This is a genomic window from Pseudomonas sp. SK2 (assembly GCF_016772395.1).
In the GTDB taxonomy this organism is placed as follows: Bacteria; Pseudomonadota; Gammaproteobacteria; order Pseudomonadales; family Pseudomonadaceae; genus Aquipseudomonas; species Aquipseudomonas taiwanensis.
In genome coordinates, this window is record NZ_CP061944.1 from 3,226,280 (window position 1) to 3,241,715 (window position 15,436).

At 62.4% G+C, this 15,436-nt stretch carries 13 protein-coding genes; 10 read left to right on the forward strand and 3 right to left on the reverse strand.

The features are described from left to right. The first annotated feature begins 36 nt into the window (after positions 1 to 36). Positions 37 to 255: a translation initiation factor IF-1 gene (infA, locus tag IF103_RS14435; protein ID WP_002553999.1), complete on the forward strand. Its 219-nt coding sequence runs from the start codon at positions 37 to 39 to the stop codon at positions 253 to 255. Positions 256 to 338: 83 nt separating this feature from the next. Here infA and clpA read toward each other — a convergent pair whose 3' ends face one another. After that, positions 339 to 2,609: an ATP-dependent Clp protease ATP-binding subunit ClpA gene (gene clpA / locus IF103_RS14440; RefSeq protein ID WP_027907074.1), complete on the reverse strand. Its 2,271-nt coding sequence runs from the start codon at positions 2,607 to 2,609 to the stop codon at positions 339 to 341. 30 nt (positions 2,610 to 2,639) lie between these two features. Next, positions 2,640 to 3,002, reverse strand: coding sequence for an ATP-dependent Clp protease adapter ClpS (gene clpS / locus IF103_RS14445; RefSeq protein ID WP_013973290.1), 363 nt, complete (start codon positions 3,000 to 3,002; stop codon positions 2,640 to 2,642). 230 nt (positions 3,003 to 3,232) lie between these two features. On the opposite strand from clpS, the gene cspD reads away from it, so the two are divergent. Next, positions 3,233 to 3,490, forward strand: coding sequence for a cold shock domain-containing protein CspD (gene cspD, locus IF103_RS14450; RefSeq protein ID WP_023381095.1), 258 nt, complete (start codon positions 3,233 to 3,235; stop codon positions 3,488 to 3,490). A gap of 137 nt (positions 3,491 to 3,627) precedes the next feature. Here cspD and icd read toward each other — a convergent pair whose 3' ends face one another. Beyond that, positions 3,628 to 4,884, reverse strand: coding sequence for an NADP-dependent isocitrate dehydrogenase (gene icd, locus IF103_RS14455; RefSeq protein ID WP_023381096.1), 1,257 nt, complete (start codon positions 4,882 to 4,884; stop codon positions 3,628 to 3,630). A 511-nt stretch (positions 4,885 to 5,395) separates the two neighbouring features. On the opposite strand from icd, the gene IF103_RS14460 reads away from it, so the two are divergent. From IF103_RS14460 to IF103_RS14495, 8 genes are all read left to right on the forward strand, one after another. Further along, positions 5,396 to 7,621 (forward strand): NADP-dependent isocitrate dehydrogenase, encoded by a 2,226-nt coding sequence (locus IF103_RS14460; protein WP_023381097.1) that lies wholly within the window; start codon positions 5,396 to 5,398, stop codon positions 7,619 to 7,621. A 135-nt stretch (positions 7,622 to 7,756) separates the two neighbouring features. After that, positions 7,757 to 8,197 (forward strand): NUDIX hydrolase, encoded by a 441-nt coding sequence (locus tag IF103_RS14465; protein WP_023381098.1) that lies wholly within the window; start codon positions 7,757 to 7,759, stop codon positions 8,195 to 8,197. 58 nt (positions 8,198 to 8,255) lie between these two features. Further along, entirely contained in the window at positions 8,256 to 9,380 is a 1,125-nt protein-coding gene (mnmA, locus tag IF103_RS14470; RefSeq protein ID WP_023381099.1) for a tRNA 2-thiouridine(34) synthase MnmA, read from the forward strand. Next, the gene (hflD, locus tag IF103_RS14475) at positions 9,377 to 10,003 is read left to right on the forward strand and encodes a high frequency lysogenization protein HflD (protein WP_023381100.1); all 627 of its coding nucleotides are present in this window, start codon (positions 9,377 to 9,379) and stop codon (positions 10,001 to 10,003) included. The genes mnmA and hflD overlap by 4 nt, the downstream gene beginning before the upstream one ends. Positions 10,004 to 10,241: 238 nt before the next feature. Further along, positions 10,242 to 11,612 (forward strand): adenylosuccinate lyase, encoded by a 1,371-nt coding sequence (gene purB, locus IF103_RS14480; RefSeq protein ID WP_104882355.1) that lies wholly within the window; start codon positions 10,242 to 10,244, stop codon positions 11,610 to 11,612. An 81-nt stretch (positions 11,613 to 11,693) separates the two neighbouring features. After that, positions 11,694 to 12,860, forward strand: a complete 1,167-nt coding sequence (locus IF103_RS14485; protein ID WP_023381102.1) for a ribosomal protein uL16 3-hydroxylase — start codon at positions 11,694 to 11,696, stop codon at positions 12,858 to 12,860. Beyond that, complete coding sequence (locus IF103_RS14490; protein WP_023381103.1) at positions 12,853 to 13,281, forward strand: GNAT family N-acetyltransferase; 429 nt, start codon at positions 12,853 to 12,855, stop codon at positions 13,279 to 13,281. The genes IF103_RS14485 and IF103_RS14490 overlap by 8 nt, the downstream gene beginning before the upstream one ends. 170 nt (positions 13,282 to 13,451) lie before the next feature. Beyond that, a complete protein-coding gene (locus IF103_RS14495) occupies positions 13,452 to 15,398 on the forward strand; it encodes a DNA topoisomerase III (protein ID WP_027907079.1) in 1,947 nt (648 codons plus the stop codon). The last annotated feature ends 38 nt before the right edge of the window (positions 15,399 to 15,436 follow it).

A 15,436-nucleotide genomic window follows, 5' to 3' on the forward strand; every position in this document is an offset into this window, starting at 1 on the left:
CGTCGGGCCAACACTGGATACCGAGGGCTTTACTGCATGTCGAAAGAAGACAGCTTCGAAATGGAAGGTACTGTCGTCGACACCCTGCCCAACACCATGTTCCGCGTGGAGTTGGAAAACGGGCACGTCGTAACCGCGCACATCTCCGGAAAGATGCGCAAGAACTACATTCGCATTCTGACTGGTGACAAGGTCCGCGTCGAACTGACGCCATACGACCTGAGCAAGGGCCGCATCACTTACCGTGCGCGCTAAGCTCAAGCCATGAAAAAGCCCGGCCATGTGCCGGGCTTTTTTGTACCTGCCAGTTTGGCAAGGGCCGCTGCGCGACCCCGCTTTCACGCCACCTCTGCCGTGGTCTCGAAGTCGAACACCAGTTCGCCATCGCGCAGGTCGATGTGCACGACACCGCCATGCTCGGCCAGCTCGCCAAACAAGATCTCCTCGGCCAGCGGCCGCTTGATCTTGTCCTGGATAAGCCGCGCCATCGGCCGCGCACCCATCTGCACATCGTAGCCGGTGGTAGCCAGCCAGCCGCGAGCGGCATCGCTGACTTCCAGCAGCACACGCTTGTCCTCCAGTTGCGCCTGCAGTTCGATGAGGAACTTGTCGACGATGCTCTTGATCGTCTCGTGGCTCAGGCGGCCGAACTGGATGATGGTGTCCAGGCGGTTGCGGAACTCCGGTGTGAAGCTCTTGCGAATGACTTCCATCGCGTCGGACGAGTGATCCTGGTGCGTGAAACCGATCGAGGCCCGCGCAGCGGTTTCTGCACCGGCGTTGGTGGTCATGATCAGAATCACGTTGCGGAAATCGGCCTTGCGCCCGTTGTTGTCGGTCAGCGTGCCGTGGTCCATCACCTGCAGCAGCAGGTTGAAGACTTCCGGGTGGGCCTTCTCGATTTCATCGAGCAGCAACACGCAATGCGGCTGCTTGGTAATCGCCTCGGTCAGCAACCCCCCCTGGTCGAACCCGACATAGCCAGGTGGCGCACCGATCAGGCGCGACACGGTGTGGCGCTCCATGTACTCGGACATATCGAAGCGTACCAGCTCGACACCCAGCGCCTTGGCCAATTGCCGCGCCACTTCGGTCTTGCCGACACCGGTCGGACCTGCGAACAGGAACGAGCCGACTGGCTTGTCCGGCGCCTTGAGGCCCGCCCGCGACAGCTTGATGGCCGTGGAGAGCGAGTCGATCGCCGCATCCTGGCCGAAAACGGTCAGCTTCAGGTCACGCTCGAGGTTGCGTAGCAGTTCCTTGTCGGAGCTGGTGACGTGTTTGGGCGGAATACGCGCGATTTTGGCGACGATGTCCTCGACCTGCGGCACATCGATGCGCTTGACCCGGTTGGCTTCCGGCTGCAGACGCTGATAGGCGCCGGCCTCGTCGATCACGTCGATGGCCTTGTCCGGCATGTGCCGGTCATTGATGTAGCGCGAGGCCAATTCGGCGGCGGCGCGCAGCGCTTCGTCGCTGTACTCGATGTTGTGGTGGCTTTCGAAGCGCCCTTTCAGGCCACGCAGAATGCCCACGGTATCTTCGACCGATGGCTCGGAGACATCGACTTTCTGGAAGCGCCGCGCCAAGGCACGGTCTTTCTCGAAGATGCCACGGAATTCCTGGAAGGTGGTCGAGCCTATGCAGCGGATGTCACCCGAAGATAACAGCGGCTTGAGCAGGTTGGATGCATCCATCACCCCACCCGAAGCCGCACCGGCACCGATGATGGTGTGAATTTCGTCGATGAACAGAATGGCCTGGGGACGCTTGCGCAGTTCGCCGAGCAACGCCTTGAAGCGTTTTTCGAAGTCGCCGCGGTATTTGGTCCCGGCCAGCAGCGCACCGAGGTCTAGCGAATACACCACGCTTTGCGCCAGCAGGTCGGGCACCTGGCCGTCGACGATGCGCTTGGCCAGGCCTTCGGCGATGGCGGTCTTGCCGACACCCGCCTCACCCACCAGCAACGGGTTGTTCTTGCGACGGCGAGCGAGGATCTGCGCAACGCGCTCGACTTCCTGCTCACGCCCTACCAGCGGATCGATGCGTCCGGCCCGGGCGAGTTCGTTCAGATTGCTGGCATAGGCATCCAGCGGGTTGCCCGAGGCCGACGTTTCGCCGCCCTCTTCGTCCTGCATTTCCTGGTCGTTCTCGGTGTGCGAACCATGGCCCGGCACCTTGGAGATGCCGTGGGCGATGTAATTGACCACATCGATCCGGGCCACGCTCTGCTGTTTGAGCAGAAAGACTGCCTGGCTTTCCTGTTCGCTGAAAATCGCCACCAACACGTTGGCACCGGTCACTTCGCGCTTGCCCGAGCTTTGCACATGGAACACGGCGCGCTGCAAAACGCGCTGGAAGCCCAAGGTCGGCTGAGTTTCGCGATCTTCGTCATTGACCGGAATCAGGGGTGTCGTGGAGTCGATGAACTCTTGCAGGTCGTGCTTGAGTTTCTCGAGATTCGCGCCACAGGCGCGCAGAACGGTCGCGGCAGCCTCATTGTCAAGGAGTGCTAGCAGCAGGTGTTCGACGGTCATGAACTCATGACGCTTCGAACGAGCCTCCTTGAAGGCCAGATTGAGGGTGACTTCGAGCTCGCGGTTTAACATAGCTTCACCTCATACCCAAGTGGTCGGCGATTAACCGTCCTTCTCGATTTCACAGAGTAGCGGATGCTGGCTTTCCCTGGCGTATTGGTTGACCTGCATGGCCTTTGTCTCGGCGATGTCACGGGTAAACAATCCGCACACTGCCCGCCCTTCGGTATGGACGGTCAGCATGATCTTGGTCGCCAGCTCGCGGTTCAGATTGAAGAACGTTTCGAGCACTTCGACGACGAAATCCATCGGTGTGTAGTCATCGTTGAACAAAACCACCTTGTACATCGGTGGCGCCTGCAGGATCGGCTTGGCTTCCTGAACCGCAAGACCTGAGCCGTCGTCCTCATTCGATTGCGGGCGATCCTGATTGAATGTTAGTCGAATCTCACTAGGTGCATGCATGGAAAGAATTTCATCATGATCGACAAGTTAAGGTTGTGGGTTGACCGCACAGGCCGCCAACAGCGCACGCGCCGGCTGACCTTGACTATCGGCAAAACGGTGTTACAACCAATAAGAACCCACCGTGGTCGATAAAGATCCGCGCAGTCAACCAGATTTTTCGCACGGTTCGTATGCGGATGAAGTGGATGATACTCCAGTGATGGAGTCCTTTGCAGAGGGACATAGGGATGGCAAGCGGTAAAGTCAAGTGGTTCAACAATGCCAAGGGCTATGGATTCATCAATGAGGAGGGCAAAGACGAAGATCTGTTCGCCCACTATTCGGCGATCCAGATGGACGGCTACAAGACGCTCAAGGCCGGACAGGCCGTGACGTTCGAGATCATCCAGGGCCCCAAAGGCTTGCACGCGACCAACATCAGCAGCGCTGGCGCCACCCCCTCACCCGGCATACAGACCACGACCGACGATACCGTGAATGCCTGACGCACCCTACTCTGCCGGTAGACGAACAAGCCGGCCGCTTCTTTGAACGGAAGCGGCCGGTTTTCATTTAACCATCCCCCTGCAGGAGCCGGCTTGCCGGTGATGGTGCCGGCAGCCCAGCCCCCCAGGGCACAGCATTACATGTGCTTGATCATTTCATCACCGAAACCTGAGCTGCTCACCAGCGTCGCCCCCTCCATCAGGCGCTCGAAGTCATAGGTCACGGTCTTGGCCGCAATGGCGCCATTGGTGCCCTTGATGATCAGGTCGGCCGCCTCGGTCCAGCCCATATGGCGCAGCATCATTTCGGCCGAAAGGATCACGGACCCTGGGTTGACTTTGTCCTGCCCGGCATATTTCGGCGCAGTGCCATGGGTAGCTTCGAACATGGCCACGGTATCCGACAGATTGGCCCCCGGCGCGATACCGATACCGCCCACCTCGGCCGCCAGGGCGTCGGAGAGGTAATCGCCATTGAGGTTAAGCGTGGCGATCACGTCGTACTCGGCCGGGCGTAGCAGGATCTGTTGCAGCATGGCATCGGCGATGGCGTCCTTGACGATCACTTCGCGGCCGGTCTTGGGGTTCTTGAACTTCATCCATGGGCCGCCGTCCAGCAGCTCGGCGCCGAACTCGTCCCGTGCCACTTCGTAGCCCCAGTCCTTGAAGGCCCCTTCGGTGAACTTCATGATGTTGCCCTTGTGCACCAGAGTCAGCGACTCACGGTCGTTATCCACCACATACTGCAAGGCCTTGCGCACCAGACGCTTGGTACCTTCCCTGGAGACCGGCTTCACGCCGATGCCGCAATCCTGGTCGAAGCGGATCTTGGTGACGCCCATTTCCTCCTTGAGGAACTTGATCACCTTGTTGGCTTCCGGCGAGCCAGCCTTCCATTCGATACCGGCATAAATGTCCTCGGAGTTCTCACGGAAGATCACCATGTCGACATCGCCAGGCTTCTTGACCGGGCTGGGCACGCCCTGGAACCACAACACCGGGCGCAGGCATACATAGAGGTCAAGCTGCTGGCGCAAGGCCACGTTAAGCGAGCGGATGCCGCCACCGACCGGGGTGGTCAGCGGCCCCTTGATCGACACCACGTAATCGCGCACCGCATCCAGGGTTTCCTGGGGGAGCCAAGTGTCCTGATCGTAGACCTGGGTCGCCTTTTCGCCGGCGTAAACTTCCATCCAGGCAATCTTGCGCTTGCCGCCATAGGCCTTCTGCACGGCGGCATCGACCACCTTGATCATCACCGGCGAGACATCCACGCCGATACCGTCGCCCTCGATGTAAGGAATGATGGGGTTGTCGGGAACGTTAAGCGAATGGTCGGCATTGACGGTGATCTTGGCGCCGTCGGTCGGAACCTTGATTTTCTGGTATCCCATGCTTGCACTACTCCGCTGTCGGGTGTGATTGGACATCATGCGATCCACTGAGCCTAAACCACATCCGCTGACCTGCAAGGCGTTGCGCGTGCGTCGACGAGACAGGGCACGTCGCCGGGCAGGCCGTTTCCCGCAAGAAATCCGCCGCACCGCACGGCCTTGCAGGCCCCGTACGAGCCTGCGGCAACACGCCACATTGCCCCTACGTCTTTGGTCTTATAAATGCGCAGATATCACTTCGCCTTGCTGAATAGCCCGCATGGTTTGGTATACTGCGGCGCGACCGTAGGGTCATCGGGGCGAACCCTTGGAAAAATGCGGCTCGCCCTTGGCCATCGACGGCCACTAAGCCTGGGTTGTTACCGCAGCTCAGCACTTGACGCTCGACTGATGCATCCACCATCACCGCTCGCAGCCTCTCGACTATCCGCTCATGGCGTTGCCAGGGCGATGCGCCTACCCTGCGCACCTCGAGACTCGAGTACGCTCAGCACATAGAGAGTTAACCCGCATGCCCACCCGTTCCAAGATCATCTACACCTTCACCGACGAAGCTCCCGCCCTCGCCACCTATTCCCTGCTGCCGATCATCGAAGCGTTCACCGCATCGGCCGATATCGCCGTCGAAACCCGCGACATCTCCCTGGCCGGCCGTATCCTCGCAGCCTTCCCGGAGCAATTGGGCGCCGAGAAGCAGGTAGGCGATCACCTGGCGGAACTGGGCCAGCTGGCCACCACCCCCGAAGCCAACATCATCAAGCTGCCGAACATCAGCGCCTCGGTACCGCAGCTCAAGGCCGCGATCAAGGAGCTGCAAGGCAAGGGCTTCAACATCCCTGACTACGCCGACGAGCCGGCCACCGAAGCCGAGAAAGAATCCCGCGCCCGCTACGACCGCATCAAGGGTAGCGCCGTGAACCCGGTTCTGCGCGAAGGCAACTCCGACCGCCGCGCCCCGCTGTCGGTCAAGAACTACGCACGCAAGCATCCGCACAAGATGGGCGCCTGGGCCGCTGACTCCAAGTCGCATGTTGCCCATATGACCCAGGGCGACTTCTACGGCAGCGAGAAAGCCGCACTGATCGAAGCTGACGACAGCCTGCGCATCGAGCTGGTCGGCAAAGACGGCACCACCACCGTCCTGAAAGAAAAGACCGCGGTCAAGGCCGCCGAGGTCATCGACTGCGCCACCATGAGCCGCAAGGCCCTGAAAGCCTTCATCGCCGAACAGATCGCCGATGCCAAGGCCTCCGGCGTACTGCTGTCGGTGCACCTGAAAGCCACCATGATGAAGGTCTCCGACCCGATCATGTTCGGCGTGATCGTCGAAGAGTTCTACAACGACGTGCTGACCAAGCACGCCACCGCATTGGCCGAAGTCGGCTTCAACGCCAACAACGGCATCGGTGACCTGTACGCCCGCATCAAGGACCTGCCCGCCGAGAAGCAAGCCGAGATCGAAGCCGACATCCAGGCCCTGTACGCCGTGCGCCCAGCCCTGGCGATGGTCAACTCCGACAAAGGCATCACCAACCTGCACGTTCCGAGCGACGTCATCGTCGACGCTTCGATGCCGGCCATGATCCGCGACTCGGGCAAGATGTGGAACACCGCTGGCGAACTGCAAGACGCCAAGGCCGTGATCCCGGACCGTTGCTACGCTGGCATCTACCAGGCCGTGATCGAGGACTGCAAGGCCAACGGTGCCTTCGACCCGACCACCATGGGCAGCGTACCGAACGTCGGCCTGATGGCCCAGAAAGCCGAAGAATACGGTTCCCACGACAAGACCTTCCAGATCAAGGCCGACGGCGTCGTGCGCGTGGTCGATGGCAAGGGCAACGTCGTTCTGGAACAGAACGTCGAAGCTGGCGACATCTTCCGCATGTGCCAGACCAAGGACGCGCCGATCCAGGACTGGGTCAAGCTGGCCGTCAACCGCGCCCGCCTGAGCAACACCCCGGCGGTGTTCTGGCTGGACCCGGCTCGCGCCCATGACGGCGTGATGATCGAGAAGGTGCAACAGTACCTGAAGGACCACGACACCTCCGGCCTGGACATCCGCGTCCTGGCTCCGGTCGACGCCATCAAGTTCTCCCTGGCCCGCATCCGCGAAGGCAAGGACACCATCTCGGTAACCGGTAACGTACTGCGCGACTACCTGACCGACCTGTTCCCGATCATGGAACTGGGCACCAGTGCCAAGATGCTGTCGATCGTGCCGCTGATGAACGGCGGTGGCCTGTTCGAAACCGGCGCCGGTGGTTCGGCTCCGAAACACGTGCAGCAACTGGTCGAAGAGAACTTCCTGCGCTGGGACTCGCTGGGTGAGTTCCTGGCCCTGGCCGCTTCCCTGGAGCACCTGGGCAACACCTACGACAACCCGCGCGCCAAAGTCCTGGCCAACACCCTGGACCAAGCTACCGGCAAGTTCCTGGACACCAACAAGTCGCCATCGCGCAAAGTCGGCGGTATCGACAACCGCGGCAGCCACTTCTACCTGACCCTGTACTGGGCCCAGGCCCTGGCCGCTCAGACCGACGACGCTGCGCTGCAGGCGCGCTTCGCCCCGCTGGCCAAGACCCTGACCGAGAACGAAGCGACCATCGTCGCCGAGCTCAACGCCGTTCAGGGCAAGCCGGCCGACATCGGTGGCTACTACGCCCCGGATGCCGAGCTGACCGCCAAGGTGATGCGCCCAAGCCAGACCCTGAACAGTGCCATTGCCGCCCTGTAAGGCTCGCTTGAAGTAACCACACAAACCCCGGCCACGCACCGGGGTTTGTGCTTTTCGGGTACACACCCAGAATCCGCAGGCGCCAGCTTGCCGGCGAGGGCAGCGCAGCGGCCCCAACGATCGAAGGACCCCACCATGACCTGGCAACCCCACATCACCGTCGCCACCATCGTCGAGCACGAAGGCAAGTTCCTCCTCGTCGAAGAATTCAAAGCCGGCCAGCACGTCTTCAACCAGCCTGCTGGCCACCTAGAACCCAATGAGACCCTACCCCAGGCCGCCCTGCGCGAAACCCTCGAGGAAACCGCCTGGGAAGTCGAGCTGACCGGCGTGGTCGGCATCTACCTCTACACCGCCCCGAGCAACGGCGTAACCTACCAGCGCATCTGCTTCGCCGCCCGCCCCGTGCGCCACCACGCCGACCTGGCGCTGGACAGCGATATCGTCCGCGCCGTCTGGCTCACCCGCGAAGAATTGCTGGCCGACTCCACGCGCTGGCGCAGCGAGTTGGTACCACGCTGCATCGACGACTACCTGGCCGGACCATTGCACAGCCTCGACCTGCTGCGTGACTGACGTACGTGCGCGGGTTTGATAGAATCGGCGCTTTTCCCCCTGAAACACATCGGTAGCCATGACCAGCCCAGCATTCAAAGACCCCGCCAAGACCCGCGTCATCGTCGGCATGTCCGGCGGCGTGGACTCTTCCGTCTCCGCCCTTCTGCTCATGGAGCAGGGGTACCAGGTGGAAGGTCTGTTCATGAAGAACTGGGAAGAAGACGACGGCACCGAATACTGCACTGCCCGCGAAGACCTGGCCGACGCCCAGGCGGTGTGCGACCGTATCGGCATCAAGCTGCATACCGCCAACTTCGCCGCCGAATACTGGGACAACGTGTTCGAGCATTTCCTCGAGGAGTACAAGGCCGGCCGTACGCCGAACCCGGACATCCTCTGCAACCGCGAAATCAAGTTCAAGGCGTTCCTCGACTACGCCCTTTCCCTGGGGGCCGACCTGATCGCCACCGGCCACTACGTGCGCCGCCGCGATACCGGCGACCTCACCGAATTGCTCAAGGGCCTGGACCCGAACAAGGATCAGAGCTACTTCCTGCACGCGGTCGGCGGCAAGGAAATTGCCCGCACCCTGTTCCCGGTCGGCGAACTGGAGAAGCCCGAAGTCCGTGCCATCGCCGAGAAACACGGCTTGGCCACCGCCAAGAAAAAGGACTCCACCGGGATCTGCTTCATTGGCGAACGCCGCTTCAGCGACTTCCTCAAGCAGTACCTGCCCGCTCAGCCTGGCGATATCGAGACCACCGAAGGCGAGGTGATCGGCCGCCATCACGGCTTGATGTACCACACCATCGGCCAGCGCCAGGGCTTGGGAATCGGCGGCTTGAAAGATGCCGGCGACGAGCCGTGGTACGTGCTGCACAAGGACCTGGCTCGCAACGTGCTAGTGGTGGGCCAGGGCAACGAACATCCGTGGCTGTTCTCCCGCGCCCTGCTCGCCTCGGAAATCTTCTGGGTCAACCCGATCGACCTGAGCAGCCCGCGTAAACTCACCGCCAAGGTCCGTTACCGCCAGAGCGACCAGCAATGCACCCTGGAGCGCACCGAGACCGGCTACCGCGCAGTGTTCGACGAACCGCAACGGGCTGTCACTCCAGGCCAGTCGGTGGTGTTCTATGACGGCGAGGTCTGCCTCGGCGGCGGTGTGATCGAAACCGCCGAGCCGTGGAGCCCGCGCGCATGAGCAACCTGCAGGAGCAACTGGTCGCCCTGGGCGGCGTGTTCCAGGCCGCGGTGCTGGTCGACCGCATCGCCCGCACCGGGCAGGCCAGCGAGGCCAACATTGGCTGCATGATCGGTAGCTTGCTGGTCCGCGACCCGAAGGACACCCTGGAAGTGTTCGGCGGCGACGACCTCAACCTGCGCGATGGCTATCGCGCCCTGGTCGGCGCCCTGGAGCGCGACCCCAGCAGCCTGCAGCGCGAGCCCCTGCGCTATGCCCTGTCGATGCTGGGCCTGGAGCGCCAGCTGAACAAGCGCGGCGACCTGCTCGACACCATCGGCAACCGCTTGCCCCAGATCCAGTCGCAGGCCGAGCATTTTGGCCTGGTCCACGAAAACGTCATCGCTTCCAGCGGCGCGTTGTACCAGGACACTCTGAGCACCCTGCGCCAGCGCATCCAGGTGCATGGCGACATGCGCTTCCTGCAGCAGGCCAGCAATGCCTCGAAAATCCGCGCCCTGCTGCTGGCTGGCATCCGCGCCGCGCGCCTGTGGCGCCAGCTGGGCGGGCACCGCTGGCAATTGGTGTTCAGCCGGCGCAAGTTGCTGAACGAACTGTACGACATGATGCGCAACCCTTCCTGAGGGGGGGGTTGACCGTTCCGGCCCTCATCCCGGCAAGCCAGCTCCCACAGGAACCGCACTCGCCTCGAGCGCGGTGCAAGTCCTGTGGGAGCTGACTTGCCAGCGAGAGGGCCGGAACAGGCAATACGCAATGCCGCACCTGATAAATGGCCTGACCTTTGGTCAGCCACCCGACCTGAGCGCATTTTTCATGTATGATATGCGCCCTTCCAAAAGCCTGACTGTCCGAGAACACCCCATGCAGCTCTCTTCGCTCACTGCGGTTTCCCCTGTAGACGGCCGTTACGCCGGCAAAACCCAGGCCCTGCGCCCTATTTTCAGCGAATACGGTCTCATCCGTTTCCGCGCCCTGGTCGAAGTCCGCTGGCTCCAGCGTCTGGCCGCCCACCCGCAGATCGGCGAAGTGCCGGCGTTCTCCGCCGAAGCCAACGCCCTGCTGGACAGCCTGGCCACCGACTTCAAGCTCGAGCACGCCGAGCGCGTCAAGGAAATCGAGCGCACCACCAACCACGACGTCAAGGCGATCGAATACCTCCTCAAGGAGCAGGCCGCCAAGCTGCCTGAGCTGGCCAAGGTCAGCGAGTTCATCCACTTCGCCTGCACCAGCGAGGACATCAACAACCTGTCCCACGCCCTGATGCTGCGCGCCGGTCGTGACGAAGTCCTGCTGCCGCTGATGCGTCAGATCGCCGACGCCATCCGCGCCCTGGCTCATCAGTACGCCGACGTGCCTATGCTGTCGCGTACCCACGGCCAACCGGCATCGCCGACCACCCTGGGCAAAGAGCTGGCCAACGTCGTGTACCGTCTGGAGCGCCAGATCGCCCAGGTTGCCGCCGTACCGCTGCTGGGCAAGATCAACGGTGCCGTGGGCAACTACAACGCCCACCTGTCGGCCTACTCGCAGATCGACTGGGAAGCCAACGCCCGCGCCTTCATCGAAGACGAGCTGGGCCTGGTGTTCAACCCCTATACCACCCAGATCGAGCCGCACGACTACATCGCCGAGCTGTTCGACGCCATCGCTCGCTTCAACACCATCCTCATCGACTTCGACCGTGACGTCTGGGGCTACATCTCCCTGGGCTACTTCAAGCAGAAGACCGTCGCTGGCGAAATCGGCTCCTCGACCATGCCGCACAAGGTCAACCCAATCGACTTCGAGAACTCCGAAGGCAACCTGGGTATTGCCAACGCACTGTTCCAGCACCTGGCCAGCAAACTGCCAATCTCCCGCTGGCAGCGCGACCTGACCGACTCCACCGTGCTGCGCAACCTGGGCGTGGGCTTCGCCCACAGCGTCATCGCCTACGAGGCCAGCCTCAAAGGTATCGGCAAGCTGGAAATCAACACCCAGCGCATCGCCGCCGACCTGGACGCCTGCTGGGAAGTCCTGGCCGAGCCGATCCAGACCGTCATGCGTCGTTTCAACATCGAGAACCCCTACGAGAAGCTCAAGGAGCTGACCCGTGGCAAGGGCATCACGCCTGAAGCGCTGCTGACCTTCATCGATGGTCTGGACATGCCAGCCGAAGCCAAGGCCGAGCTCAAGCAGCTGACCCCGGCGACCTACATCGGCAACGCGGCAGCCCAGGCCAAACGCATCTAAGCTGAGCGTCGCGTACAACGCCCGGCTTGGCCGGGCGTTTTTATTCCCGTACGAAAATTACGTTTTTTCAATAGGTTGAACATGAATCCTGATACTCCACTGCAGCTGCTCGGCGGCCTCACGGCCCGCGAATTCATGCGCGACTACTGGCAGAAGAAGCCCCTGCTGGTGCGCCAGGCGTTCCCGGACTTCGAAAGCCCTATCGACCCCGACGAGCTGGCCGGCCTGGCCCTGGAAGACGAAGTCGAGTCGCGCATCGTCCTCGAGCACGGCGCGCACCCATGGGAGCTGCGCCGGGGCCCGTTCGAGGAGGAAACCTTCGCCGAGCTGCCGGAGAAGGATTGGACCCTGCTGGTGCAAGCCGTCGACCAGTTCGTTCCGGAAGTCGCCGAGCTGCTGGAGCACTTCCGCTTCCTGCCAAGTTGGCGTATCGACGATGTGATGATCAGCTTCGCCGCCCCCGGAGGCAGTGTCGGCCCACACTTCGACAACTACGACGTGTTCCTGCTGCAAGGCCACGGCCAGCGCAACTGGAAGATCGGCCAGATGTGCAACAGCGACAGCCCGCTGCTGCCGCATGCCGACCTGCGCATCCTCGCCGAGTTCGAGCAAAGCGGCGAGTGGACCCTGGAACCGGGTGACATGCTGTACCTGCCACCGCGCCTGGCCCACTACGGCGTGGCCGTGGACGACTGCCTGACCTACTCGGTAGGCTTCCGCGCCCCGAGCGCCGCTGAGGTCCTGACCCACTTCACCGACTTCCTCGGCCAGTTCCTGCCCGACGAAGAGCGCTACAGCGACGCCGACGCGGAGCCTGCCAGCGACCCACACCAGATTCAGCACGATGCCCTCGACCGCCTCAAGGCGCTGCTCGACAAGCACATGGGCGACAAAGACCTGCTGCTGACCTGGTTCGGCCAGTTCATGACCGAGCCACGCTATCCGGAACAGGTCGTCGGCGAAGAGTTGTCCGAAGACGAGCTGATCGAGGCCCTTGAAGACGGCGCGATCCTGATCCGCAACCCGAGTGCACGCATGGCCTGGTCCGAGCTCAACGACGACCTGATGCTGTTCGCCAGCGGCCGCAGCTGCCCGCTGCCGGGCAAACTGCGCGAACTGCTGAAACTGGTGTGTTCCGCCGACGCGTTGCATATCGACAACCTTGACCAGTGGCTGCAGGACGAAGATGGCCTTATGCTGGTACAGCAGTTGGTCAAACAAGGAAGCCTGGGGTTTGCCAATGAATAAGATCAGCGTTCGCCTGGCCGACTGGCACAAAGACAACGCCGATATCCGCCGCATTCGTGAGGCGGTATTCGTCGCCGAACAGCACATCCCGCCGGAGCTGGAGTTCGACTCCGAAGACCAGGACGCCCTGCACTTTCTCGCCCTGGAAGGCGACTACCCGATTGGTACCGCCCGCCTGCTGCCCGACGGCACCATCGGACGCATTTCAGTGCTCAAGGACTGGCGCGGACTGAAGGTTGGCGATGCGCTGATGAAGGCCGTGATCGCCGAAGCGCAGAACCGCGACCTCAAGCAACAAATGCTCAGCGCCCAGGTCCATGCCACCCCCTTCTATGAGCGGCTGGGTTTCCGCGTGGTCAGCGAAGAGTTCCTCGAAGCGGGTATCCCGCACGTGGACATGGTCCGCGATTCGCGCGCCTGATGCACAACCGGCAGCGGCCCTATCACGGGTTTACCCGCGAAAGGGCCGCTGCCGGCCAAAGACATGCCTGCCCGACACAAAAACCTGTACATCCATCCAGATAAAGCTTGCCTGCGCGCCCTCGCTTGCGCATCCTAGTGCCCATCTTTCCCGATGAAGCGTTCCCGGCCATGCGCCTGTTCCTCTGTGAAAAACCCTCTCAGGCAAAAGACATCGCCAAGGTGCTAGGTGCCAATCGCAAGGGCGACGGCTGCTGGCAAGGCACCGATGTCTGCGTGACCTGGTGCATCGGCCACCTGCTTGAAACCGCACCGCCCGACAGCTACGACGCTCGCTACAAACGTTGGAACCTGGCCGACCTGCCGATCATTCCGGAAAAATGGAAAATGCTGGTCAAGCCCAAGACCGCCAGCCAGTTCAAGGCGGTCAAGCGCCTGCTGGGAGAAGCCCGGGAGCTGGTGATCGCCACTGACGCCGACCGTGAAGGCGAGATGATCGCCCGCGAGCTGGTCGAGCACTGTCGTTATCGGGGTCCGATTCAACGCCTATGGCTGTCGGCCCTGGACGATGCGTCGATTCGCAAGGCCCTGGCCCGGCTGCTGCCGGGCCAGGACACGTTCAGCCTTTATCACTCGGCACTGGGCCGCTCGCGGGCCGACTGGCTGATCGGCATGAACATGAGCCGGCTGTTCACCCTGCTCGGTCGCCAGTCCGGCTACCAGGGCGTACTGCCGGTAGGCCGTGTACAGACGCCGACTTTGCGTCTGGTGGTCGACCGCGACCGCAGCATCGCCGACTTCGTACCCGTGCCGTTCTGGTCCATCGACGTGCAGCTGGAACACGCCGGCCAGCACTTCAACGCCCAGTGGCGCGCTCCAGAGGATGCCTGCGACGATCAGGGCCGCTGCCTGAACCCGGCATTGGCACAACAAGCCGCCGCCGATATGGGCAACTCAGGCACCGCGCAGGTGCTGAAGGTAGCCACTGAGCGCGTGCGAGAAGCAGCGCCCCTGCCCTTCGACCTTGGCACTCTGCAGGAGCTCTGCTCGAAGAAGTTCGGACTCGGCGCCCAGGAAACCCTCGACATCGCCCAGGCGCTGTATGAAACCCACAAACTGATCACTTACCCGCGCAGCGACTGCGGCTACCTGCCCATGAGCCAGCACAGCGAGGCTCCGGCAATCCTCGCCGCGCTACAACGCGCCGACGCCAGTTTGGCCCCCTTGCAGCCATACCTGACGCCCCAGCGCCGTTCACGGGCCTGGAACGATGCCAAGGTCAGCGCTCACCACGGCATCATCCCCACCGCGGCCGCCAGCGACCCGTCCCGCCTGCCAGCCAAGTACAAGGCGGTCTACACGCTCATTCGTGCCCGCTATCTGGCGCAGTTCCTGCCCAATCATGAATTCGACCGCACCCAAGCCGAATTCGATTGCGCCGGCCACGCGCTGCGTGCCGTGGGCAAGCAGATCGTCGAGCCAGGTTGGCGCCGCGCCCTCCCCGAGGCACTGACCCCGAACAAAGGCCGCGAGGCGCCACCGGCCCAGGTGCTGCCAGTCCTGTCTGAAGGCCAGGTGTGCAACGTGCACGATGTGCAACTGAAGGATCAATGGACCCAGCCCCCCAAACCCTTCACCGAAGGCGACCTGATCAAGGCCATGAAGAACGTCGCCAAACTGGTCGACGACCCTCGCCTGAAACAAAAGCTCAAGGAAACCACCGGCATCGGCACCGAGGCGACCCGTGCCAGCATCATCCAAGGCCTGCTCGACCGCGGGTACCTGGTGAAGAACGGCAAGGCGCTGAGCGCCACCCCGGCAGCCTTCAGCCTGATCGACGCCGTCCCCCGCGCCATTGCCGACCCCGGTACCACGGCGATCTGGGAGCAGGCCCTGGACATGGTGCAAAGCGGCGAAATGAGCCTGGAGGAATTCGTCGCGCGGCAATCGGCCTGGATGGGCAAGCTGGTGCAGCGCTGCAGCGGCATGCAACTGACCATCAGCGGACCGGCGGCAGGCAAGGCAGCGACACCGTGGAAGAAGAAGCGCCGGAGCAGCGGGAAAGGCAAAGCGAGCGCTGGCAAACCGAAGCAGCCTCGGCGCAAGGCATCGACATAGCCGGAGGATTGATCGTTGCCTCCTCCTCATCGCCACCC

Bases quoted from the DNA above. Each gene is read 5' to 3' on its own strand.
- infA (WP_002553999.1), top strand. From the start codon at position 37: ATGTCGAAAGAAGACAGCTTCGAAATGGAAGGTACTGTCGTCGACACC.
- clpA (WP_027907074.1), bottom strand. From the start codon at position 2,609: ATGTTAAACCGCGAGCTCGAAGTCACCCTCAATCTGGCCTTCAAGGAG.
- clpS (WP_013973290.1), bottom strand. From the start codon at position 3,002: ATGCATGCACCTAGTGAGATTCGACTAACATTCAATCAGGATCGCCCG.
- cspD (WP_023381095.1), top strand. From the start codon at position 3,233: ATGGCAAGCGGTAAAGTCAAGTGGTTCAACAATGCCAAGGGCTATGGA.
- icd (WP_023381096.1), bottom strand. From the start codon at position 4,884: ATGGGATACCAGAAAATCAAGGTTCCGACCGACGGCGCCAAGATCACC.
- IF103_RS14460 (WP_023381097.1), top strand. From the start codon at position 5,396: ATGCCCACCCGTTCCAAGATCATCTACACCTTCACCGACGAAGCTCCC.
- IF103_RS14465 (WP_023381098.1), top strand. From the start codon at position 7,757: ATGACCTGGCAACCCCACATCACCGTCGCCACCATCGTCGAGCACGAA.
- mnmA (WP_023381099.1), top strand. From the start codon at position 8,256: ATGACCAGCCCAGCATTCAAAGACCCCGCCAAGACCCGCGTCATCGTC.
- hflD (WP_023381100.1), top strand. From the start codon at position 9,377: ATGAGCAACCTGCAGGAGCAACTGGTCGCCCTGGGCGGCGTGTTCCAG.
- purB (WP_104882355.1), top strand. From the start codon at position 10,242: ATGCAGCTCTCTTCGCTCACTGCGGTTTCCCCTGTAGACGGCCGTTAC.
- IF103_RS14485 (WP_023381102.1), top strand. From the start codon at position 11,694: ATGAATCCTGATACTCCACTGCAGCTGCTCGGCGGCCTCACGGCCCGC.
- IF103_RS14490 (WP_023381103.1), top strand. From the start codon at position 12,853: ATGAATAAGATCAGCGTTCGCCTGGCCGACTGGCACAAAGACAACGCC.
- IF103_RS14495 (WP_027907079.1), top strand. From the start codon at position 13,452: ATGCGCCTGTTCCTCTGTGAAAAACCCTCTCAGGCAAAAGACATCGCC.